The sequence below is a fragment of the Kitasatospora aureofaciens genome (genome assembly GCF_001188955.3).
GTDB classification, from domain to species: Bacteria; Actinomycetota; Actinomycetes; order Streptomycetales; family Streptomycetaceae; genus Kitasatospora; species Kitasatospora aureofaciens.
The window spans coordinates 22,697-45,338 of the sequence record NZ_JPRF03000021.1 but is presented as its reverse complement, the minus strand read 5'-3'; the positions used below and the strand labels follow the sequence as shown (position 1 = coordinate 45,338).

Below are 22,642 nucleotides of genomic sequence, written 5' to 3'. Positions count from 1 at the left end.
CCCTGGAGCCGACGCGGCAGTGACCGCCACCGCGGGCCCGTGACCCGGGGGGACGCCGGATTCCGCGGCACGCTGCCCGGTCCGGCCGGCGGCACCCATTCCCGCGCGGGACGGGACGGCGCCGGCAGCTGCGGGGCATGACCGACACGCATGGCCTGGCGCCCCGGCAAGCCCTCGACGTGCTGCCGGCCGGCAACGGGCGGTTCGTCAGTGGGTGATCAGCAGGCGGGGTGCCGGACAGGCGTGCTGAGGTGCCGTCAATGTCCGGTCGGGTCCGTGAAGGTGGCGGAGAGGATCCGGTTGACCAGGGCGAGATCGTTGCCGCCGCCGGTGGTGGGGTTGAAGGAGTACGTCAGGCGCCGGCGCAGGTCGCGGGTGGTGAACATGCCGTCGGTGTATCCGAAGGTGCTGCCGGTCTTTCCCCACACGGTCACTCCGTTGGGGAGGGTCGCGCGCAACAGGCCTGCGCTGTAGTAGGCCCGGCCGTGGCCCGGGTCGTGGTCGGTGCCGCCGAGGTAGGGGACGTCGGGGACCTCGAAGAGCTCGGCCTGTTCGGTCGGGGGGAGGAGCCGTCCTCGGAAGAGGGCGGTCAGGAAGCGGTCGAGGTCAGCGGTGGTGGAGACCATGCCGCCGGCGCCCGGGTTCTGTTCGGTGATGTCGACCAGTTGCGTTCCGCCGGCCGGTTGCGGCACGGCGATGTAGCCGTGGGAGTGGGGGCCCGGGATCGTGGTGCCGGTCTCTGGGGCGGTGGTGTCGCGCAGGTGCAGCGGCTGCACGATGCGGGTGGTGATCTCCTGCTGGTAGGGGTGCCCGGTGAGGTTCTCGACCAGCATGGCGGCGACGTAGTAGCCGGTGGCGCCGTAGACCTGCATGCGGCCCGGGTCGCTGAAGGGACGCTCGTGGCGGACGGCCTTGGCGACGAGTTCGGCGAGCGGGTGGTCGTCGAAGCGGTGCTCGACGATGCCGTCCGGGGTGGTGGGCAGGTCGTCCGCGGTCAGTTCGGGGAGGCTGCTGGTGAAGTTGAGCAGGGTGCGGACGGGGATCGGCGGGTAGCTGTCGGGCAGGACGTTCGGCAAGTAGCGCTGGACGGGCTGGTCGAGGTCGACGCGGTCCTCGGCGGCCAGTTGCAGCACCACGGTGGCGATGAAGGTCTTGGTGACGCTGCCGAGGCGGAACCGGCCGTCGACCGGCACCGGCGCCCCGGTGGTGACGTCGGCGGTCCCGTACGTCCCGGTCCAGTGACCGTCCGGACCGCTCACCCGCGCCAGCACGCCCGTGACCCGGTCGGGCGCACTGGACAGTGCCTGCTGCAAGGCCTTCGGATTCAGGTCCGGCAGCTGGTCACGGGTGTGCTCGACAGACACCGCGGCCCGGGTGGCGGGGGCCGCCACCGCCGGGACAGCCGTGCCCAGCGCCACCGCGGTGAGCAGCGCGCAGGCGAGCGCCGCCACCGGCACCCGCCTGAGCCGGGCAGCTGTCGCCGTGGTTTCGGCGTCGGAAGAAGAAGGCTTGAGAGTCATGCCCACGACCGTGCCGTACAGCCACGGTGCGACTCATCAGGGATCGCCCCCGACAACACCCCCATCGATCCCTGAGACCGTCTCAGCCGCCACGGCCGGCCGGACAGGAGATTCAGTGGGTGCAGGGCCGGTAAGGGGTGTTGCCGTCGGTCGTGCACATCTAAAGCTGGTGCACTCCGTCACCGCGGTACATCGACTGCGTGGCGGTTTCCACGGCCGGCGGCCGGGGCTGCGGTGGAGGCCGGGGCCGCGACCGCGGCGGGTTCGTGCCCGACTCTCAGGCGCCGTCCAGGCGGGGGAAGACGTACTCGTCCAGGACCAAGCCCAGCGCGACTGCGGCCGGGACCGCGACCAGGGCCCCGACGAGACCCAGGAGCGCGCCGCCCAGCAGGACCGCGATCACCGTCACGACCGGATGCACGTCGACCACGAACTTCATCGCCCGAGGCATGATCAGGTAGTCCTCCAGCAGCCGGAAGGCGATGTAGAAACCGGCGGTGGCGAGGGCGATCGGCAGGGACACCGACAGTGCGACCAGGCTGACGACGATGCCTCCGATCGTCGAGCCGACCATGGGGACCAGGTCCATGAGGGCGACGAAGACCCCGAGCGCCCCCGAGTAGGGCACGCCGGTGGCCGCGCACCAGGCGAAGGTCGCCAGACCCGCGACGGCGGAGGTCAGCACGTTGCCCAGCATGTAGCGGCCGGTCCGGCTGAGGATCTCCTCGGTGATCTCCTCCACCCCCGCGCGACGGCTGCGCGGGACGAACCGGTAGCAGAACGCCTTGATGTCCGGCAGCGCCGCCATGACGTACAGGGTGACGCTGATGACGATCACCGCGTCCGTCACGGTACTCAGCAGGAGCCGGCCCGCGCCGAGCACGCCACCGAAGAGGCCGGAGGCCGAACCGCCGGAACCCAGCTGCTCCTTGGCCCGCTCGACCAGGTGGTAGTGGTCCTCGATCCGGCCGAGCGTCGACTGGCGGTCGTGCAGCTGCTGGAGCCAGCCCGGGACGGCGTCGACCAGCGCGCTCACCTCCTCACCGACCGGCGGGATGACCACCGCGAGCAGACCGGCCAGCACCGCCGCCAGCCCTGCGACCACGACGGCCACCGCCCGTCCCCTGCGCAGGCCGCGGTGCTCCAGCCACGTGACCACGGGTTCCAGGCTGACCGCGATGAACACGGCAAGGAGCAGCAGCGTGAGCAGGGAGGTGAGTTGGAGGACGGCGTCCACCGCGTGCCACGCCAGCAGCGCCCCCACACTGAGCGCAAAACCCACCCCGAACCACGACTTCACCCGCGGTGCCCTGCGCCCGGTGGTCCTGATCCGGGCCCGCGGTCCGCTGGCCCGCCTGCCCGGCGGCAGATCCCGGGGGTTGATGCCTGGGGGCGCCTCGTCCACGGCTGCTCCTCGGTCTCCGGTTCGGTCGGCATTCGGCTGACCGCTGGTTGCCCGTCTGCCCGCAATGCCTTCGGAAAGCGCCGCTGCCGGCTCGGGGTTCGGAGGCGGGCGGGCTCCATGCCTGCGGCCCCGGGGCGCTGTTCCCCTCGGAGCGTTCGGCGCGACGACCGGACACCGCCCAGCGGTCCGCACGTTTGCGGCGCCCGGTGGACGCGGCGACGTGTCGTGCACACCGGTGTGCACGACACGTCGCCGGTCCCGCGTTCGTCCGGGACCTACCAGCGGTACCAGCGGCCCCGGCTGCCCGATGCGCCGGTGCCACGGGCCACGAACCCCAGCAGCCACACGACCAGGACCACGATCGCCACCCACCACAGGGCCTTCAGGGCGAAGCCGGCACCGAACAGGAGCAGAGCCAGTAGCAGAACGAGCAGAAGGGGAACCATTTCGACCTCCGTAGTCAGCGTCAGCGATCCGGTTGCCCCGCGCCACGGAACATATTCGGAGGAATATCCCCACCGGACGGGGGCAGTCGGCGGAGCAACGAAGTTCCGACGAACCGGAGGCCGGGATGAGTGCCAGCGACAAGATCGAGAACGCCGCCGAGAAGGCCAAGGGCGCGGTCAAGGAAAGCGTCGGCAAGGTGACGGGCAACGAGCGGCTGCAGGCCGAGGGCAAGGCCGACAAGGCCAAGGGCGACGTCAAGCAGGCGGGCGAACACGTCAAGGACGCCTTCAAGGACTGACCCTTCACGGTCCGCGGCGGTGGTCCCACCCGACTCCAGGGCGGGACCACCGCCGCGCGCTTCGTGGCAGGTCCGGCGTCACGGCCCGTCAGGCCGGCTCCGGCAACCGCCCGCCCGCCGGAGAACCCCAGCGTGCGTCGGCCTCGTCGATCAGGTACCGGAGTTCGTCGAAGACCCCCGACCGGGCCCGAGCCGCCACTGCGAACATGTTCGTTACGATCGGACGATGACTGCGAGAAGAGAGCCGATCAGCCGCCGGGAGCGCCCGGCGAAGCCTGCCCTGTCCCGACGCTGGATCGTGGACACCGCCGTGCGGATCATGCGGGCGGAGGGGCTGGGGAAGGTCACGATGCGCCGCCTGGCACAGGAGCTGGATACCGGGCCGGCGTCTCTGTACGTCTACGTCGCCAACACCGCCGAACTGCACGCGGCCGTTCTGGACTCCCTGCTCGGCGAGGTCGACCTGACCGGGCGTGAGGGCGGCGAGGACTGGCGCGAGCAGCTCCGTGCCGTCATGGCGTCGTACACCCGAGTGCTGTTCGAGCACCCGCAACTGGCACGGGCCGCGCTCGTCGCCCGCCCGAGCGGGGAGAACTACCTGCGCCTGGTGGAGCGCATCCTCGATCTGCTCTCGCGGAGCGGCGCCGCCCGCGAGCAGGTCGCCTGGGGGGTGGACAAACTGCTCCAGGACGCGACTGCCACGGCCGCCGAGCACTCGACGCGTGAGCACGACCCCGCCTCCGAGGACGACTGGAACGCCACCGTGCGTGCGCTGCACGCCGTGGACGCCACCACGCACCCGGCGATCACCGCGCACATGCCCGCCCTGATCGGTGGCTCGGTGGCGGAGAGGATCCGCTGGAGTTTCGACGTTCTCGTCGACGGCATCGTTCACACTCCTGTCCCGGACGCGCTGGACTGATCCCCCGGCGGGGCGGCCGGCCCCGGTGGCGGACGCGTCCGGGGGGACGGCGGGAACGACAGCGCTCCCCAGCGCCCGTCGCGGGACACGAGAACCATCGGGCGAACTTGTTCGCAACGAACATGTTCGTTACGGTGGACGGAGTGAACGAGGCGTTCCTCACTTCCTCGCCTGCCCGCCGCGCGGCCACCCCCGCCGGGAGCCCTGCGGCGCACGCGGTGATGACCCGGCGCGCCGAGGTGTTCCCCCTATCCGCTTCAGGAGGCCCCATGAGCACCAGCCACGTCCCGATCGCGATCATCGGCGCGGGTCTCGGCGGCCTGACCGCCGCCCGCGTCCTGCACGTCAACGGCATCGAGTCGACGATCTTCGAGCGGGAGGCGTCAGCGGCGGCCCGTACACAGGGCGGGATGCTCGACATCCACGAGAACAACGGGCAGAAGGCCCTGCACGCCGCCGGCCTCCACGACGACTTCCTCGAGATCGTCCACGAGGGCGGTCAGGCCATGCGCCTGCTCGGCGCCGACGGCACGGTGCACCTGGCCGAGGAGGACGACGGCACCGGCGGCCGGCCGGAGGTGGACCGCGGCGACCTGCGGGACCTGCTGCTGGGCTCCCTGCCCCACGGCACGATCCACTGGGGACGGAAGGTCACCGGCGCCCGTGCGCTGGGCGACGGGCGTCACGAGGTGACGTTCGCCGACGGCTCGGCCATCACCACCGACCTCCTGATCGGCGCGGACGGCGCCTGGTCCCGGATCCGGCCCCTGGTCTCGGACGCCACGCCCGTCTACACCGGGATCTCCTTCGTCGAGACCGATCTGTTCGACGCCGACACCCGCCACCCGCGCAGCGCCGCGGTGATCGGCGGCGGGTTCTTCATCGCCCTGGGGGGCAAACACGGTGTCCTCGCGCACCGGGAGAGTGACGGCAGTCTCCACGTCTACACGGCGCTCAAGGTCGACGAAGGCTGGCTGGACACGGTCGACTTCACCGACCACGCAGCCGCCAAGGCCGCGGTGCTCGCCCACTTCGAAGGCTGGGCCGAGGACCTGCGCGCCTTGGTCGCGGACGCGGAGACGATCACCCCGCGCCGTATTCACGCCCTGCCCGTCGGGCACCGCTGGGACCGCGTCCCGGGCGTGACACTGCTCGGTGACGCCGCCCACGTGATGTCCCCCTTCGCCGGGGAGGGCGCCAACCTCGCCATGTTCGACGGCGCCGAACTCGCCCTGGCCATCGCCGCCCGTCCCGGCGACACCGAAGCCGCGCTGGCCGCGTACGAGGAGGCCCTCTTCCCGCGCAGCGAGGCGTCCGCCGCCGGGTCCGCCGCCAACCTGGACACGATGTTCGGCGAGAAGGGTCTGGAGCGGACGGTCGAGTTCTTCACCTCCGGCCCGGAGGCCCAGTGAGGCCCGCGCCGACGGCCACCCCCGCTCAGTCCCAGAACCCCACCCCGCCTCGGCCGATCCGGGAGGAACCCATGACGACGCCCTTTGGCCGCACCATCCCGCTACGGCCCGGCCTGAACCTCGAAGTGCGCGAGGCCGGCAGGGGCGGCAGCCCGGTCCTCGTCCTGCACGGCGGCCCCGGACCGGCCGGCGTCGCGCCCCTGGTCGAACACCTCGCCTCGGACCACAGGGTGGTGGCGCCCACCCATCCGGGCTGGGACGGCACCGTCCGGCCCGGCGACCTGGACTCCGTGCCCGCACTCGCCGCTGCCCACCTGGGCCTGCTCGGCCGCCTCGGGCTGAGGGACGTGACGGTGATCGGCACGTCCTTCGGCGGCTGGGTCGCCACCCAGACCGCCCTGGACGACCGCGAGGGCCGGATCTCCCGGCTCGTCCTCGTGGACGCCATCGGCCCCGTCATACCCGGCCAGCGGATCACCGTGCCAACCGGTCCACCGGCTCCGGCGTCGCAGGGCGGACCGTCCGCACAGGCGATGGCCGCCCTGCGCGCCTACGCCGGGCCGACCATGGCGGACGCCGACCTGCTGCCCCGCCTCTCCACCGTCACCTGCCCGGTACTGGTGCTCTGGGGCGTCGACGACACGGTCGTCACCCCCGACTTCGGCCGCGCCTACGCCGCGGCGTTCCCCCACGCGCGGTTCGAACTCGTCCCCGGCGCAGGACACCAGCCCATCCGCGAGAAGCCCGAGACGGTCTTCACCCGTCTCGACTCCTTCCTCACCCCTCGCACCTCGGCGACCGGCCACTGAACCCCGGGTGCCGCACGCTGGACCGAGATCCGCGTCCGGGTGCCGGTTGCCGGAACCGCGCCGGCCGGAGTGCCGTTGACGGGCACGATCGTCACGGCCACCAGGCGTGCCCACGGACGGGTCGCGAGGACACACCGGATGAAGACGTCGTCGGCGTCGCCGGTCTCCATGCCGCACACGAGCGGAGGGCTCACCGCACGTCAGGTCTCCGCGCCGGCCGAGGGGGACCTTCGGCCGGCCGTTGCCCGGCCGAGGGAGAAGGTGACGCGGATCCGTTTCCCGCCCTGCGGCAGGGCGTCGATGTGGCAGGTGGAGGCGAGGATCTGGACCAGGGCCCAGCCGCGGCCGCCGGCGGCGGTCGGGTCGCGCCGGTCGAGCGGCTCGCCGACGGGGTGCCGCTCGTCGCCGTCCTCGACGTCCACCACGAGACAGCCGCGCTCCAGGTCCAGGCGTGCGCCGAAGCCGGTCAGCCCACCCCCGTGCCGGTGGGCGTTGACGACGAGTTCGGTCACCGCGAGCTGCGCGTCCGCGAGGAGCCGGCCGAAGTCCCCCTCCAGTCGGCCGAGGAGGTCGGCGAGGTGGGCGCGGGCCTGTCCGGCGGTTCGGACCGGAGGCCGCCCGTGGGTCGTCCCCCTGCGGCGCTCGGGCCCCGCGGGGCCTGTGGCCGGCGCATCTGCAGGAGACATGTGGCGGCCTCGCATCAGGGGGTGGGTGGTGTGCGCGGATCGGTGGGGTCCCGTGCGGGTGCTGCGGCTCGTGTACCCGCTGGGTCCGCCGTGATGCCCGGACGTGCCAGGGGCGATCACGAGCGGCCGGTGCCGTGCCCGAGGAGGACGTCCGCCACGGCCTCGGCGGCGGCCATGTCCTGTGCGATGGTGAAGTGCTTGTCGGTGGAAGGGCACGGGTCGGTACGGCGGAACCGCGCTTTTTGGCGCGGTCGGCCGGAAGCGGCGACCGGCCGAAGCCGAGCGGTCGCAGTCACTCGGCCACCGGTCGGGATCGCCTGTCGGAGGGCACCGGTTCCGCTGCGCGGGACGCCGTCAGTGAAGCCGCGGCAGTACCAGGAGGGCGGTCTGCCGGGCGTCCTCGGCCGTGGGCGCCGTGATCTGCACGAGCCTGCTGCCCTTGAGGATGTCGAGCAGGACGAAGTCCCTGGACTCCTCCTGCACGTGGAAGCTGTACGCCGCGTCGGCGAGCCCCGCCTCCGTCGCTGGTTGGCCCTTGGTGCGGTCGACGACGTCGCGGAAGGACTGCCTGTCGTAGGAGGCATGGGCAACGCTGACGTAGAGCTCCGCTTCCTGGTAGGCGCATTCGCTCACCTCCTCCTGCGTGATCTCCTTGGCCGGGCCGGGCGAGCGGTGCAGCACGTCCGTGGCCTGGGAGGCGCTCAGCAGGAGGCAGGGATGACTCAGCGGGTCGGGAGCGGGTTCGGGATCGCCGGCGCATCCGCTGAGCAGCCAGCCCCCACCGAGTAATGCGATCGCCAAGGCACCGGTCGCACGCCGGAGATCGATCCCCTTCACTTCGCCCCACTTCCCCTGCCGTCGAACTCCCAGGCGCAGCATGCAAGGTGACTCCTCTCCCGTCAACAAGCCGTGGTGGCGGGCCCGGACGTCCGGGAACGTGGAGCACCGGCGCGGGACACGGGCGCCGCCTGACAGTGGGGACTCATGAGCGGTTCCCGGGACCGCTGCGTCCATGCCCCGGCCGTCAGGTCGGGTGCATGAAGTGGATGGGCGGGGGTAGCCGGAGGTCGCGGGCAGGGCTGGCGGCGCGCGGGACACCCCCCCGGACACCGCGCGCCGCCAGGTGCCCGGTGCCGTCGCCCGGGGCGGGGAGTCCGCGCGAGTGGGGATTTCGAACCGACCGGCCGTCGGCCCTTCGTCCGCCCGGCGTCGAGGTCCGGGCAGCGGTGTTCAGCGTCGAGCCGGCCTGACCGGTCGGCCCCGACGGGGACCTGGGGGTCCGCCCCTGCGAAGGGGCGGACCCCCAGGTCCCGAACACGACGTCACGGCGTCGGTCCGCCGGCCGACCCATCCGCCCGGTTGACACCGGCGGAACAGGCCCGGAAGCGGCGACGGTACGCGTTCAGCTGCGCTTCACCGGGGCCCCGCGGGGAGCCCGCGATCTTCCTCTGGTCAGGGGTTCACCGTCACGGTGATGTTCTCGGGGCTGCCGCCGTTGCCCTGGTAGACCGAGTCGCCGCTGTAGACGGCCGTGATGACGTGCGGGCCGGTGGTCCGGAAGAAGACGACGCGCCCGGCGGCGGCGCAGTTCCCGAGGTTGAGGACCAGGCGCGCGGTGCCCAGAGTCACTCCGGCGGTGGTGTCGGTGAACGTCACCGTGCCGGTGGGCGGGGTCGTGGCGCCCGCGCCGGCCGGGCAGACCAGGTCGTCGAGGACCACCGGTCGGCCGAGCCGGACCTGCTGGGGGATCGCGATCAGACGGGTGGTCACCGGTTTGCCCGGGGTGGGGTAGCTGATGGTGATGCCTGCGGCGGCGCCGGTCACGGCGGGGCCGGTGCCGCCGGCCGGGACGAGGGACGATCCGCCGCCTCCGCCACCAGCGCTCCCGAAGGGGCTGACATTGGCGTTGAGGCTGCCGCCGCCACCACCCCCGTAGTAACCGCCGCCGCCCGCGCCGCCCGTGCCGGCGCCGCCGTCGCCGCCGGTGCCCAGGGTGCCGGGCGAGCCGTTCGTATTGCCGGGGCTGACGCCGCCGGGCCCGCCCTGGGTGGCGGTGCCCGCCCCGCCGCCGCCTCCCCCGGTGCACATCCCGTTCGCACCCGGCTGGCCGGCGTCCCCGCCCTGGCTGCCGCCCGTGCACGACGGGCTGAAGACCTCACCGGCCCCTCCGCCGCCCGCGGCCACGATGAGGCGGGAGTCGGTGGTGGTGAGGGGGGTGGTCCGGGGCTGGGTGCGGACGTCGGAGGCTCCGCCTCCACCGCCGCCGAAGTGGCTGCTGCCACCGCCGTTGAAGCCGCCGACGCACGGCGAGAAGGGGTAGCAGCTGGAGGGGAGCGTGGGGACGCCACCGACCTCGACGTACAGGGTCTGCCCGCCGGACAGCCCGGTGAGCGTGCCCGAGACCTGGGCGCCCCGGCCGCCCGGGGTGGTGTTGACCCCCGACAGACCGCCGGCCGCGCCGATCGCCGTGACGTCGACCTGGCTGACGCCGTTGGGGACGGTGAACGTCTGTTCGGCGCCGGTGAAGGCGAACGTGCAGGTGGTGGTGGGGCCGGAGACCGTACAGGTGCCCTGCGCGCGGGCGGGCACGGACAACGCCACCGGGGCGAGGGCCGCGGCGCCGAACACACCGGCCGCCACGGCCAGCACCCGACCCCGACGCCCGGCAGCGGGCCGGCCGATGGCCCCCGACAGTGAGAACGTCACGCTCAACTCCAAAAGACGGAAGAAGGACTCGGCGAGGTTTCGCCTTGCGCCACTGTCGATCACGCAAACGGAGGTCAGGGCCCTCACCGGACTGACACACCGTCGGTTCACGCCGACGGGCCTGCGGACCACGCCTTCGCCGGCATCCGAGCCCGAGCGCACGACCACGGTCCGCTAGCACGGACCCGGGTGCTCCGAAAAGCCGGCGCCGGCGCCCGGGCGGGGCGAAACCCCTCCAGGGCGCTCCGGCCCCGATCTCGTGGCAGTCACCGAAGCGTGGCCCCGGCGTGCTCGTTTCCCGGAGTCCGGCCGGGCGCGTGGTGGTGATTCCCCCGTCGACGTAGAGGGTGGTGCCGTGGATCATCCGGGCCGCGGCCCGTGGCGTCGTCCAGCAGCAGTCTGCGGGCGGACCGGCCGTTCAGCCCGGCAGAGGCTCGCGGCTCGGGCCGGCGGTCCCGGCGGGTGCCGTCAGGTCCGGATGCGCACGGGTGTGGCCACCGAGGGCGGTGAACACCGCTGGGAGGTCCGGCAGACGGTCAGCGGCCGTGGATTGGGACCGTCGAGGACCTGTACGGCCCACAGGACCGGGTAGCTGATGCCGCAGATGGCGCAGGTCGGGGGTGGGGGAGGGGCGAAGCCTTCGGACGGCGGCCCGAAGCCGGGCGGGGCGGTGGGTGCGGTGGGTGCGGTGGGTGCGGTGGGTGTCGGGACGGTGGCCGGCATCGGCGGGACGGCGGGCGGTGCGGGAACCGCCGGGCGCGGGGCGACGACCGGTGAGGGGGGTGCCACCGGGGCGGGGGGCGCGACCGGCGGAACGGGAGGAACGAGAGGAACGGGAGGGATGGGAGGAACGGGAGGAACGAGAGGAACGGGAGGGATGGGAGGCGCTGGGGGAACCGCCGGCGGAACGACCGCCGGTGGCGGCGCCACGTTCCAGACCGCGAGCCCGGCCACCAGCGCCTCGAAGTCGTACCCGCACTCACCGCAGGAGATCAGCGCTCCCTCGGTGCGCATGTCCCCGCAGCCGGGGCAGAACGTCACCGGTTGCTCGTCGGCCTCCGTGCTCTCGCAACGTGAGCAGATGAAGTCGGGCTCGACCTTGCCGTGCTGGAAGAACGCCCCGAAGATCTGGAAGGGGTGGATCTCGCCGTCCTTGCTGTGCGCCGCGCGCAGCACCGACTGGATCGTCTTCAGCCGCCGTCGCCGCTCCCGCAGGCGCTGGAGGTCCAGGTTGACGACCTTGGTCTGCCGGCAGTCCCGGCACGTGCACAGGGTCCGAACGGGCAGCCGGGAGCGGATACCGAACTGCCGGTACAGGAACTCGAAGGCTGCTCGGTGCTCCTCCCCGACCGGGACGTCCGCCACACCCACGCCGACGGCCGCGAGGAAGCCCTCGACGGTGGCCGCCAACTGCGCCACGCCGGAGCCGAGTCGCTCGGGTACGCCGTCCGGTCGGCGGCTCATCATCACCGGGATCGACAGCAGGCCGGGGAGTGCGTTGCGGTCCACGGCGACGAAGCCCTCCCGGGAGCGGAAGACGACGCCCTGGATCCCGGCCCACAGGGACGGCCCGGTGGCCCGGGGGCCGCCGGAGAGCCGCTCGTTGATGAGGGAGGCCACGCCTCCGACCACGCGCTCGCCGGTCTGGTGGTGGCGGGCCAACGTCTCCGCCTGGGGTGCGCGGGCCCACCAGCGCGGCTGGGGGAAGTCCGCGTCCGGATCGAGGCCGGCCAGCGTCCGGTCGAGCGTGAGCAGCGCGCTCCGGTAGGCCTCCACGTAGGGGGACTGCACGCCCAGCGCGACGACCGAGACGGCACGGTCGGTGAGGTGCACCGACACCGTGGTGTGCGGGTCGGCGCCGTCCGGCCCGCCGGCGAACAGCACGCGTATCGCGAGCGGGACTTCGTCAGGCAGGAGCATCGCGGAGCGGACGGCCGAGCCCCGCTGGGCCTCCACCACGGTGGCCATCTCCGAGGTGACCCGGAAGCCGAGCGAGCGCAGCGCGTCCACGGCCGCGACCCGAACCCGTGCGGCGTCGGCACGGACGCGGCGCTCGGCGTCGAGGGTGATCGAGACCAAGGCTCCTCCGCGGGCGGACGGCGTGACGGATCGACCGGTCGGACGACCGCACGACGGTCCGGGAGTCTAACCAGGAAGGCCGGCGCGCGCAGACGGAACGTCAGGAATGGTCCGCCGCCCCGGGCGATGCGGGGGCGACGCGCCGTCAGGCTCCGGAGGGGCCGGCCGGGGCCGGATCCCCGGGTCGGCGGGCGAGGAGGCCCTGGCCCGCGGCGTAGGCGGCGAGGCCCTCCGGGGTGTGACCGGCCCAGCCGAGGTAGCCGTCGGGGCGGACCAGGAAGACGCCGGTGCCGTACGCCTCGTACGCCGGGATGCGGACCACGGGGGTGGTCAGGGTGGGCAGCGGGTCGTCGGTGCCGACGGTGACCAGGGTCCAGTGCGGGCCCCGGAAGGCGTCGAACAGGCGGGTGCCGCCGCGGCGGCCGTCCGGGGCGCGGTCGCCGGCGCGCAGCGCTTCCTCGGGCAGGTCCGGGCGGGTGTCCACGGTGAGGGAGGACCCGCGGTAGCCGAGGCCGAGTTGCCGGGTCGCCCGGCCGCGGCGCTCCTGGCCGCGGTGGACGCGGGTCGACAGGGCGAGCATCGCGGCGGCGTTGGGGCGGCGTTCCTCCTCGTAGGTGTCCAGGAGGGAGGCGTCCGCCCGGCCGGCGAGGACGGCGGCGAGTTTCCAGGCCAGGTTGTAGGCGTCCTGGACGCTGGTGTTCAGGCCCTGTGCGCCGGCCGGCGAGTGGACGTGGGCGGAGTCACCGGCGAGGAAGACCCGGCCCTCGCGGAAGCGGTCGGCGAGCGCGGCGCGGGGGCGGAACTCGGAGATCCAGCGCAGTTCGGTGACCTGGTCGGTGGTCAGGTGGGAGCGGGCGGCCACCACCGTGCGCAGGCCGTCGAGGGTGAGGTCGACGGCCGTGCCCTCGGGGAACTGCGCGACGAGCTGGAAGTCCTCGGTGCCGCCCATCGGGCAGATCGCCAGCAGGCCCTCGTCGGCTGGGAACACGTGCCAGTGTTCCCGGCCGAGCCCGGAGATCCGGACGTCGGCGACCAGCAGTGGGTCCGGGTCGACGGTCTCACCCGTCATCCCGATGCCGAGCAGCCGCCGGACCGTCGAGCGCCCGCCGTCCGCGGCGACGAGGTACCGCGCCCGGACCGGTGCGCCGGTGGCGAACTCGGCCGTCACGCCCTCCCCGTTCTGGGTCAGGTCGACCAGCTCGCGGCCGAAGGCGACCTCGCCGCCGAGTTCGCGCAGCCGTTCGTGGAGGATCCGCTGGGTGCGCCACTGGGGCACCATCAGCGTCTCGGTGTACGGCTCGGCCTCGGAGGGCTCGGCCGGGTCGTACATGGTGCGCTCGCCCTGCGGCTCGCCGTCCTTCCAGAACAGGTTGGGCGGGTAGTGGCCCGCGACCGCTCGGATCCGGTCGAGCACGCCGAAGTCCTCCAGGACCTCCAGGGTGCGCGGCTGGAGTCCCTTGCCGCGCGAGCCGGGAAAGAGCCCCGGACCGCGTTCGACGGTCAGGGCGGTGACGCCGTGCCGGGCGAGGTCGAGTGCGAGGGCGAGGCCGGTGGGCCCGGCTCCGATGATCAGGACGTCCGTGTGCGTGCCGTGAGAGGCCACGACAACCCCCTTAACGTTGTTAAGTAGCCGTTGCCGGAAGCGTGCACTTAACGGCGTTAAACTGTCAAGCGTGACTCCGAAGAGAACCCCCAAGCTCGACCGCGCCCAGGTCGTCGACGCCGCGCTCCGCCTGCTCGACCAGGTCGGCCTCGACGGCCTCACCCTTCGTGCCATCGCCTCCGAGCTGGACGTCAAGGCGCCGGCGCTGTACTGGCACTTCAAGGACAAGCAGGCGCTGCTGGACGAGATGGCGACCGAGATGATGCGCCGGATGACGGCCGGGGCGACCGCGGCGGGCGGCGACCGGCCGGAGCGGGACGGCGACTGGCGGGCGCTGTACCTCACGACCATGCGCACCCTGCGCGCCGAGCTGCTGCGCCACCGCGACGGCGCGAAGGTCTACAGCGGCGCCCGGTTCACGGACACCTCGTACGCGGCCGGCCTGGACGCCTCGCTGCGGGTGCTCACCGAGGCCGGCTTCACCCTGGCGGCGGCCACCCGGGCCTGGTACACGGCGTACAGCTACACCGTCGGTTACGTCATCGAGGAGCAGGCCATGGCCCCGAACCCCTTCGACGGCGACGAGGGCTACGACGTCGAGGCCCGCGCCGAGCGCCTGGCCGCCCACCCGCTGGCCGCTGAGGCGGGCCGGGTGATGTTCCAGGACTTCGACGAGGGCTTCGAGCAGGGCCTGGCGGCGGTACTGGCCGGTGTCGAAGCCACGCTGCTCGGCTGATCACGGTCGATCACCGGTCCACCAGCGACGGCTGCAGGACGCCCTGGTCGGCCGGCGCGACCAGCAGGCCCTGCTCGACCACTGCCCCCGGATGGCGGCACCGGTGCTCGATGCCTTCGGCAAGCTGCCCGCCCCCCGCTCCGGGCCGGTGGGCTGTCACCCTGTCATGCGAGGATCCGTGGCCATGATCTCCGCTGAGCAAGTGATCCACCGTGCCGGTGACGAAGGCGTGATGCCGTTGATCACCCTGAACGAGTTCTTCGACGGCAACGACAACGAAGGAAGCATCGCGCCGAACCAGTGGGGCTACGGGCGGCCTGCCCTCGCGGAACTGGCCGAGCGCCTCCGCGTCATCGAGCAACGCGAGGACGTTGCCTGGGTCCGGGTGCAACTGCACCCGGAGACGATGGAGATGGAGGAACTCGCCGGGGAGGCCGTCGCCATCTGTACCACGGCCGGGGAGAGCGTCCGTGCCGCGTGGATCGAGGGACTCGAAGCCAGCGGCACGATCCCGGAGTTGGTGGACGTCTACCGTGACATCCCTGCTGTGCCGCACGGCGCCACCGTATGGTCCGTGATGTGGGACTAGCCAGGCTCCGCGGCGCCGGTGCCGGTCACAGCCACTCATCGCCCCGGGCCGGCGTTGCCCGTGGTGATCGCGGAGTCCACCACCCGTCGACCTCGCCCAACCAGTGCCTGACGCCTTTGGCAGGCGCCAACGTGACTTTTCCCACGGGAGTTCGGGCGCGATGCCGCTCGCCTCACCGGCGCCCGGGGCGGCTCCACCACTGGGCGGAAGGGCGGCGGACGGGCCCGTGAAGCTGTGGTGCGGCCCCGCTGCGGAGTGCGCGGCTCACCGCGGGCCACAGCGCCTCACGGGCCTGGCTGTTCTGCCTCGGTCTGCGCTGAGCCGGTCCGGCGCCCGGCCCGCACCGGCGGAGTTCCGCACGGCCTGCGCGCCGCCGCCTTCCTGCTCAGGCCGCTGACCACCCGGGAGAACCGGGCCGGCGCCGCAGGGCCCCGGCGCCGGACCGGCGGACGCGCCCGCAGCATCCCGCCGACGCCGCCCGCGTCCTCACTGACGCCCACTACCTCCTCGACCGCGGGTCCGGCTCACAGCTCGGGGTTCCCGGGATAGGTGGGGATGTCGTATCCCTGGTCGCGAAGCCACTGGCAGGTCACCGCGGCACGGTAACTGCTGTCGAAGGAGGGAAAGGACTCGTCGGCCTCTTCCCGGGGCGGGGTGGTCTTCTCGTCGTGCTCCATTCTCTCGACCACGGCGTCGGCGATCCGGGCTGCTGTGTCGCCGCCGAGGTCGCCCCTTTCCCGCCAGCGGGTCAATTTGTCCTTGGCCTGCCGGGCCAGGCGGGCACTTTCGGCGGCGTACTCCGAGCCGACCGCGGCCACCGCCGCCTCATTGGCCGATCGCAGCCATTGGCCCAGGCAGTCGGTGATGACCTGCTTGGCGAAGGCGGCTCGCCACTCTTCCCGCTGCTGATAGTCATCCGTCATAACGGCAGCCTAGCGAGAAAGGGAAATCGGTCAGGCCCCCTCCTGTATTGATTTTCGAGCTCGTTCGGGAATCGTCGTCCACCGCCATGCGCTCGGCGTACGTGGCCGCGTTCCCGGGTGTTCGCCCGCCTGGACCGGATCATGCCGGAACCGCGCCCCTCCCGGCAGACGCGTTCTCCCCGAGAACCGGAGAGGCACCCCTCCCGCAGCCCCGCCGGTCCTCGTTGTCCCCGCTCCGCGGGGCCACCGGCCGGGGCGGCCCGGTTTCGTGATCCGGTCAGTCGGCCGCGATGTCGCGGAGTCGCTGCCATCCGTGCGCCTGCCGCACAGCCCAGCACAGCCCGGCACAGCCCCGCGCGGTTCCGTCGGCATCCGCGCACCGCGCGGGAAGTCTCGCAAATTCCTTAGCCCGGCCGGTGGTTCGCTGGCTGTTGCCGAGAGCGGACCACGAGCAGTGGCTGAAGGGGAACGGATGTCCAAGCGAGCACTGATCACCGGGGTGACCGGCCAGGACGGGTCGTACCTGGCCGAGCACCTGATCTCCCTGGGGTACCAGGTGTGGGGCCTGAGCCGGGGGCAGGCGAACCCCCGGAAGGACCGGGTCAGCCGGCTGATCCCGGAGCTGCGGTTCGTCGACGGCGACCTGATGGACCAGGGCAGTCTGGTCTCCGCGGTCGACACGATCCAGCCGGACGAGGTGTACAACCTGGGGGCGATCTCCTTCGTCCCGATGTCCTGGCGCCAGCCGGAGTTGGTCACCGAGGTCAACGGCACCGGCGTGCTGCGGGTGCTGGAGGCGATCCGGATGGTCAGCGGGATCAACAAGCCGGCCGCGACCGGCGACGGTACCGGTCAGATCCGGTTCTACCAGGCCTCCAGCTCCGAGATGTTCGGCATGGTCGCGGAGACCCCGCAGCACGAGACCACCCGGTTCCACCCGCGCAGCCCGTACGGCGTGGTGAAGACCTACGGGCACTACATCACCCGCAACTACCGCGAGTCCTACGGGATGTACGGCGTCTCCGGGATCCTGTTCAACCACGAGTCGCCGCGCCGCGGTGCGGAGTTCGTGACCAGGAAGATCTCACTCGCGGTCGCCCAGATCAAGCTCGGCCTGCAGGACCGGCTGCTGCTCGGCAACCTCGACGCCGTCCGCGACTGGGGCTTCGCCGGGGACTACGTGCGGGCCATGCACCTGATGCTCCAGCAGGACGAACCGGGCGACTACGTCATCGGCACGGGCCGGATGCACTCGGTCCGCGACGCGGCCCGGATCGCCTTCGAGTGCGTGGGTCTGGACTGGGAGGAGCACGTCGAGGTCGACCCCGCGCTGGTGCGGCCCGCGGAGGTGGAGACGCTCTGTGCCGACGCGCAGAACGCACGCCGCGTTCTGGGCTGGGAACCGACGGTGGACTTCACCGAACTGATGCGGATGATGGTCGAGTCCGACCTCGAACAGGCCCGGCTGGCCCGCGACTACGGCGAGGTGCTGACCGGCGCGCGCTGGTGACGGCGGGTACCGGCGAGAGGGCGGTGGGGGACCGGACGGAACCGGGCCCCCACCGCCCTAGGGGCGTTCCGGGGCCGGCGCAGGGGAGGCCGGCGGGCGGGACAGCTCCAGGATCGCCAGCGCGATCCCGGCGCCCTGGTCGCCGAGCCGGGCGGCGTAACGGAGCAGCATGGCGTTCTCCTGGGCCAGGCTGGTGGTCGGCAACCCGGCGGCGCGGCGGCTCAGTTGGTGGCCGCGGGCCAGCCGGATCCGGTGCACCAGCTGCGCGATCAGCTGCTCGTCGAGTGCGCTGAGCTGCTCCGCCGTGTCGTCCGCGATGCCCTCGGTGGCCCGCGGCGGTCTCGGCTGGTCCCCGTGCGGGACGGATTCGGGCATGGCGGTCATCCTCGTCGACGTCGGTGGCCCGCGGCGCGCCCGACGGACCGCACCCATGGCTCGCGCATCCGACGATCCAGCCGGAACGCCCGGCAATTCCCTAGAGTCCGGGCACCGTTCGCCGACCACCCGGACGACTCCCGCCCGCCCTGCGGCCCGACGGGGGCCGACGACAGACCCTAGGGATTTCCCGCGCCGGGCCGATCGAGACTGATCGCCGAAGTGCGGGAATGCGAGCGCCGCGCGTGCGGAGCACGCGGGCCGTCCACAGCGGACCCCCTGCCGTTCGCCGGTCCTCCAGATGGGTTGCGTCGATGATGGACAAGGAACAGAAGCTCCGGGACTACCTCAAGCGGGCCAGCGCGGATCTCCAGCGCTCCCGGCAGCGGGTGGACGAACTGGAGGCCGCCGCCCGGGAACCGATCGCCATCGTCGGCATGGGCTGCCGCTTCCCCGGCGGGGTGGCGAGCCCCGAGGACCTCTGGGCGATGCTGGTCGACGGCCGGGACGGCATCACCGGCCTGCCGGCCGACCGCGGCTGGGAGCTCGACCCGGCCGACGGTCCGACCGACGTCCGGGGCGGCTTCCTGCGCGGCGCGGCCGACTTCGACCCCGGCTTCTTCGGCATCTCGCCCCGCGAGGCGCTGTCCATGGACCCGCAGCAGCGCGTCCTGCTCGAGACCGCCTGGGAGGCGTTCGAGCGGGCCGGCATCGACCCCACCGGGATCCGCGGCACCCGGACCGGCGTCTTCGTCGGCGCCATGCCGCAGGACTACCGCACCGGCCCGGACGACGACGTCCAGGGCTTCGTGCTGACCGGCAACGCCACCAGCGTGATCTCCGGCCGGCTCTCGTACGTCTTCGGCGCGGTCGGCCCCGCGGTCACCGTGGACACCGCCTGCTCCTCCTCGCTGGTCGCCCTGCACCTGGCCGCCCAGTCGCTGCGGGCGGGGGAGTGCGGCCTGGCGCTCGCCGCAGGCGTCACGGTGATGTCCACCCCCACCACCTTCGTCGAGTTCGCCCGCCAGGGCGGGCTGGCCGCCGATGGCCACTGCCGGTCCTTCGCGGACTCCGCCGACGGCACCGGCTGGTCCGAGGGTGTCGGCGTGCTGGTGCTGGAGCGGCTGTCGGTGGCCCGGCGCAACGGCCACCGGGTGCTGGCCGTGCTTCGCGGCTCGGCCGTCAACCAGGACGGCGCCTCCAACGGCCTGACCGCCCCCAACGGCCCCTCCCAGCAACGGGTGATCGAGCAGGCGCTGCGCAACGCCCGGCTCTCGGCCGACCAGGTCGACGTGGTCGAGGCGCACGGCACCGGCACCGTGCTCGGCGACCCGGTGGAGGCGCAGGCGCTGCTCGCCACCTACGGGGCGAACCGGGAGGCGCCGCTGCTGCTCGGCTCGGTGAAGTCCAACCTCAGCCACACCCAGGCGGCGGCCGGCATGGCCGGGGTGATCAAGACGGTGCTGGCGATGCGGCACGGCCTGCTGCCCCGGACGCTGCACGTGGACGCGCCGTCCTCGCACGTCGACTGGGAGTCCGGGGCGGTGCGGCTGCTCACCGAGGCGACCCCCTGGCCGCAGGGCGCCGAACCGCGCCGCGCCGGGGTCTCCTCCTTCGGCCTCAGCGGCACCAACGCCCACGTCATCATCGAGGAGGCCCCGGAGGTCCCGGCCCCGGACGCCCCGGGCGCGTCGGAGGGCCAGGCCCAGGCCGAGGCCCAGGCCGAGGCCGAAGCCGGCTCCGGGGCGCTGCCCTGGCTGGTCTCGGGCCGGACCGTGGAGGCGCTGCGCGCCCAGGCGGAGCGCCTGCGGGACTTCCTGGAGTCCGGCCCGGCCGGCTCCGACGCCGAGCTGGCCGGCGCCCTCGCCACCACCCGGGCCGCCCTGGAGCACCGCGCGGTGGTCACCGCTCCCGACCGGGCCGGGGCGGCCGCCGCCCTCGCCGCGCTCGCCGCCGGCACCGGCGACGGACGGCTGGTCCGGGGCACCGTCCAGGGCCGCGGCAAGCTCGCCTTCCTGTTCGCCGGGCAGGGCGCCCAGCGCCTCGGCATGGGCCGCGAACTGGCCGCCCGCTTCCCGGTGTTCGCCGCCGCGCTGGACGAGGTGCTGGCCGCGCTCGGCGACCGGCCGGGCCCGTCGCTGCGCGAGGTGATCCTCGGCGCCGACGAGGACCTGCTCAACCGCACCGGACAGGCCCAGCCCGCGCTGTTCGCGATCGAGGTCGCGCTGTTCCGGCTGCTGGAGTCCTGGGGCGTCACCCCGGACTTCGTGGCCGGCCACTCGGTCGGCGAGATCGCCGCCGCGCACGTCGCCGGGGTCTTTTCGCTCGCCGACGCCGCCGCCCTGGTCTCCGCCCGGGCCCGCCTGATGGAGGCGCTGCCGGAGGGCGGCGCGATGATCGCGCTCCAGGCCGGCGAGGACGAGGTCCGGCCGCTGCTCGGCGAGGACGTGGCGCTGGCCGCCGTCAACGGCCCGCGGGCCGTGGTCGTCGCCGGCGCGAGCGCGCCCGCCGAGGCCGTCGCCGCGCACTTCGAGGCACTCGGGCGCAAGGTCCGCCGACTGCGGGTCTCGCACGCCTTCCACTCGCCGCTGATGGACCCGATGCTCGACGGGTTCCGCACCGTCGTCGCCGGGCTCTCGCCGCAGGCGCCGGTCATCCCGGTCGTCTCCACGCTCACCGGTGCGCCCGCCACCGTCGAACAGCTCACCTCCGCCGGCTACTGGGTCGACCAGGCCCGCCGGACCGTCCGCTTCGCCGACGCCGTCGACCGGCTCGCGGCCCACGGCACCGCAACGTTCCTCGAACTCGGGCCGAACGGCACCCTGGCCGCGCTCGCCCAGACCTGCCTCGACGAGTCGGCCGCCGACGGGGCCGGCGCCCTCGCGGCGCTGCGCCCCGGCCGGGACGAGACCGAGGCGCTGACCGAGGCGCTGGCCGGGCTGCACGTCCGGGGTGTGCCGGTCCGCTGGGACGCCTACTTCGCCGGGACCGGCACCGCCCGCCACGTCGACCTGCCCACCTACGCCTTCCAGCACCGCCGGTACTGGCCGAAGAGCGCGCTCGCCCGCACCGGCGACGTCCGGGCGGCCGGGCTCGGCTCGGCCAACCACCCGCTGCTGGCCGCCGCCGTGTCGCTGGCCAACACCGACGGCCTGCTGCTGACCGGCCGGCTGTCGCTGCGCACCCACCCGTGGCTGGCCGACCACGCCGTGGCCGGCACCGTGCTGCTGCCCGGCACCGCGTTCCTGGAACTCGCGGTGCGGGCGGGCGACGAGACCGGCTGCGACCGGGTCGAGGAACTCACCCTCACCGCGCCGCTGCCGCTGCCCGCGGAGGGCGGCGTGCAGGTCCAGGTGTGGGTCGGCCGGCCGGACGCCACCGGGCGGCGCGGCATCGGGATCTACGCCCGTCCCGAGGGGGACGAGGACGCCCCCTGGACCCAGCACGCCGACGGCCTGCTGGCCGTGGACGAGCACCCCCGTCCGGCCGGGGAGTCCGGCGCCTGGCCGCCGGCCGGTGCGGAGCCGCTGGACCTGACCGGCCCGGACGGCCTGGACCAGCGGCTGGAAGGCGCGGGCTTCGGCTACGGGCCCGCCTTCCGCGGGCTGACCGCAGCCTGGCGCCGGGACGAGGAGGTGTTCGCCGAGGTCGCGCTGCCGGAGACGGTGCGCGGCGAGGCCGGCGGGTTCGGCATCCACCCGGCACTGCTGGACGCGGCGCTGCACGCCGCGGGCTTCCTGGTGCCGGGCGGGGTGCCGTTCTGCTGGCAGGACGTCAGCCTGTACGGCGCCGGGGCGTCGACCGTCCGGGTGCGGCTCTCGGCGACCGGCGAGGACACCGTCGCCGTCGAGGTCGCCGACGCCGCGGGCGGCCCGGTCGCCTCGATCGGCGCCCTGGTGCTGCGGGCGCTGCCGAGCGGTGCGGGCGCGGGCACGGGCCCTTCGGCGGAGGCGCTGTTCGAGCTGCGCTGGGCCCGTCCGCGCGGCGGCGGGGCGCCGGTGCCGGCCGCGGTGGCGGTCGACGGGCCGGACCCGCTCGGCCTCGGGACGCTGCCGCCCGCCGGGGACGGGCCGGCCGGGGTGGTGCTGGTGCCGCTCGCGGGCGACCCGGCCGACCCGGTCGGCGCGGCCCACGAACTGACCGCCCGGGCCCTGGCCAGGCTCCAGGCGTGGCTGGCGGACGAGGCGACGGAGGACGCCCGGCTGGTCTTCGTGACCCGCGGCGCCGTCAGCACCGGGGCGGACGAGGAGGTCACCGACCCGGCCGCGGCCGCCGTCTGGGGCCTGGTGCGCTCCGCGCAGGCCGAGCACCCGGGCCGGTTCGGCCTGGTCGACCTCGATCCGGCCGGCGGTCCGCTGCCCGAGGCGGCCCTCGCCGGGGACGAACCGCAGCTGGCGGTCCGGGCCAGCGGCGTGCTCGCGGCCCGGCTGGCCCGGGCGGGCGCCGTCGCCGGCGCGCTCGCGGAACGTTCCGGGGCGGCCCAGGAGCCGGCCGGGGCCGGGTGGGACCCGGCCGGGACCGTGCTGATCACCGGCGGCACCGGCGGGCTCGGCGCCGTCCTGGCCCGACACCTGGTGGCCGAGCGCGGCGTCCGACACCTGCTGCTGGTCAGCCGGCGCGGC

19 protein-coding genes (1 of these 19 only partly in view) are annotated in these 22,642 nt (G+C 73.7%); 8 read left to right on the top strand and 11 right to left on the bottom strand.

All coding sequences use genetic code 11. From position 1 onward, the window contains the following. Window positions 1-257: 257 nt before the first annotated feature. The 3 genes from HS99_RS12895 to HS99_RS12885 form a co-directional block, all read right to left on the bottom strand. Complete coding sequence (locus tag HS99_RS12895; RefSeq protein ID WP_078938655.1) at window positions 258-1,520, bottom strand: serine hydrolase domain-containing protein; 1,263 nt, start codon at window positions 1,518-1,520, stop codon at window positions 258-260. A gap of 277 nt (window positions 1,521-1,797) precedes the next feature. Next, complete coding sequence (locus HS99_RS12890; RefSeq protein WP_232543294.1) at window positions 1,798-2,925, bottom strand: AI-2E family transporter; 1,128 nt, start codon at window positions 2,923-2,925, stop codon at window positions 1,798-1,800. A gap of 275 nt (window positions 2,926-3,200) precedes the next feature. Next, the gene (locus tag HS99_RS12885) at window positions 3,201-3,371 is read right to left on the bottom strand and encodes a hypothetical protein (protein WP_030557243.1); all 171 of its coding nucleotides are present in this window, start codon (window positions 3,369-3,371) and stop codon (window positions 3,201-3,203) included. A 125-nt stretch (window positions 3,372-3,496) separates the two neighbouring features. Between HS99_RS12885 and HS99_RS12880 the strand changes: the two genes are divergently transcribed. From HS99_RS12880 to HS99_RS12865, 4 genes are all read left to right on the top strand, one after another. Beyond that, complete coding sequence (locus HS99_RS12880) at window positions 3,497-3,670, top strand: CsbD family protein (protein ID WP_030557244.1); 174 nt, start codon at window positions 3,497-3,499, stop codon at window positions 3,668-3,670. Window positions 3,671-3,896: 226 nt separating this feature from the next. Continuing rightward, window positions 3,897-4,592, top strand: coding sequence for a TetR/AcrR family transcriptional regulator (locus HS99_RS12875; protein WP_030557245.1), 696 nt, complete (start codon window positions 3,897-3,899; stop codon window positions 4,590-4,592). Between the two features lie 269 nt (window positions 4,593-4,861). Further along, the gene (locus HS99_RS12870) at window positions 4,862-6,004 is read left to right on the top strand and encodes an FAD-dependent oxidoreductase (protein ID WP_030557246.1); all 1,143 of its coding nucleotides are present in this window, start codon (window positions 4,862-4,864) and stop codon (window positions 6,002-6,004) included. 71 nt (window positions 6,005-6,075) lie between these two features. Then, window positions 6,076-6,813, top strand: a complete 738-nt coding sequence (locus HS99_RS12865; RefSeq protein WP_030557248.1) for an alpha/beta fold hydrolase — start codon at window positions 6,076-6,078, stop codon at window positions 6,811-6,813. Between the two features lie 200 nt (window positions 6,814-7,013). On the opposite strand, the gene HS99_RS12860 is transcribed toward HS99_RS12865, so the two are convergent. The 5 genes from HS99_RS12860 to HS99_RS12840 form a co-directional block, all read right to left on the bottom strand. After that, entirely contained in the window at window positions 7,014-7,499 is a 486-nt protein-coding gene (locus HS99_RS12860) for an ATP-binding protein (RefSeq protein WP_107050811.1), read from the bottom strand. 354 nt (window positions 7,500-7,853) lie between these two features. After that, a complete protein-coding gene (locus tag HS99_RS12855; protein ID WP_141763706.1) occupies window positions 7,854-8,300 on the bottom strand; it encodes a hypothetical protein in 447 nt (148 codons plus the stop codon). 651 nt (window positions 8,301-8,951) lie between these two features. Next, window positions 8,952-10,205 (bottom strand): glycine-rich protein, encoded by a 1,254-nt coding sequence (locus HS99_RS42435; RefSeq protein ID WP_051835631.1) that lies wholly within the window; start codon window positions 10,203-10,205, stop codon window positions 8,952-8,954. A gap of 468 nt (window positions 10,206-10,673) precedes the next feature. After that, window positions 10,674-12,284, bottom strand: coding sequence for a hypothetical protein (locus HS99_RS44005; protein ID WP_050366852.1), 1,611 nt, complete (start codon window positions 12,282-12,284; stop codon window positions 10,674-10,676). A gap of 145 nt (window positions 12,285-12,429) precedes the next feature. Further along, window positions 12,430-13,887 (bottom strand): FAD-dependent monooxygenase, encoded by a 1,458-nt coding sequence (locus tag HS99_RS12840; protein WP_046386707.1) that lies wholly within the window; start codon window positions 13,885-13,887, stop codon window positions 12,430-12,432. A gap of 70 nt (window positions 13,888-13,957) precedes the next feature. On the opposite strand from HS99_RS12840, the gene HS99_RS12835 reads away from it, so the two are divergent. Continuing rightward, on the top strand, window positions 13,958-14,623 hold the full coding sequence (locus tag HS99_RS12835) for a TetR/AcrR family transcriptional regulator C-terminal domain-containing protein (RefSeq protein ID WP_030557255.1): 666 nt from the start codon (window positions 13,958-13,960) through the stop codon (window positions 14,621-14,623). A gap of 10 nt (window positions 14,624-14,633) precedes the next feature. On the opposite strand, the gene HS99_RS44800 is transcribed toward HS99_RS12835, so the two are convergent. Beyond that, a complete protein-coding gene (locus tag HS99_RS44800) occupies window positions 14,634-14,783 on the bottom strand; it encodes a hypothetical protein (protein ID WP_157846631.1) in 150 nt (49 codons plus the stop codon). 24 nt (window positions 14,784-14,807) lie between these two features. On the opposite strand from HS99_RS44800, the gene HS99_RS12830 reads away from it, so the two are divergent. Beyond that, entirely contained in the window at window positions 14,808-15,212 is a 405-nt protein-coding gene (locus tag HS99_RS12830) for a YfbO family protein (RefSeq protein ID WP_050366851.1), read from the top strand. A 524-nt stretch (window positions 15,213-15,736) separates the two neighbouring features. On the opposite strand, the gene HS99_RS12825 is transcribed toward HS99_RS12830, so the two are convergent. Next, a complete protein-coding gene (locus HS99_RS12825; RefSeq protein WP_030557258.1) occupies window positions 15,737-16,135 on the bottom strand; it encodes a hypothetical protein in 399 nt (132 codons plus the stop codon). A gap of 472 nt (window positions 16,136-16,607) precedes the next feature. On the opposite strand from HS99_RS12825, the gene HS99_RS12820 reads away from it, so the two are divergent. Beyond that, a complete protein-coding gene (locus HS99_RS12820; protein WP_030557259.1) occupies window positions 16,608-17,645 on the top strand; it encodes a GDP-mannose 4,6-dehydratase in 1,038 nt (345 codons plus the stop codon). A 57-nt stretch (window positions 17,646-17,702) separates the two neighbouring features. Here the strand turns inward: HS99_RS12820 and HS99_RS12815 are convergent, their stop codons facing one another. Continuing rightward, entirely contained in the window at window positions 17,703-18,020 is a 318-nt protein-coding gene (locus HS99_RS12815; protein ID WP_030557261.1) for a chorismate mutase family protein, read from the bottom strand. Window positions 18,021-18,337: 317 nt separating this feature from the next. On the opposite strand from HS99_RS12815, the gene HS99_RS12810 reads away from it, so the two are divergent. Further along, window positions 18,338-22,642, top strand: part of the annotated coding region (locus HS99_RS12810; RefSeq protein WP_107406511.1) for a type I polyketide synthase (this coding region is incomplete at its 3' end). The annotated region continues 22,696 nt past the right edge of the window; 4,305 of its 27,001 annotated nt are in view.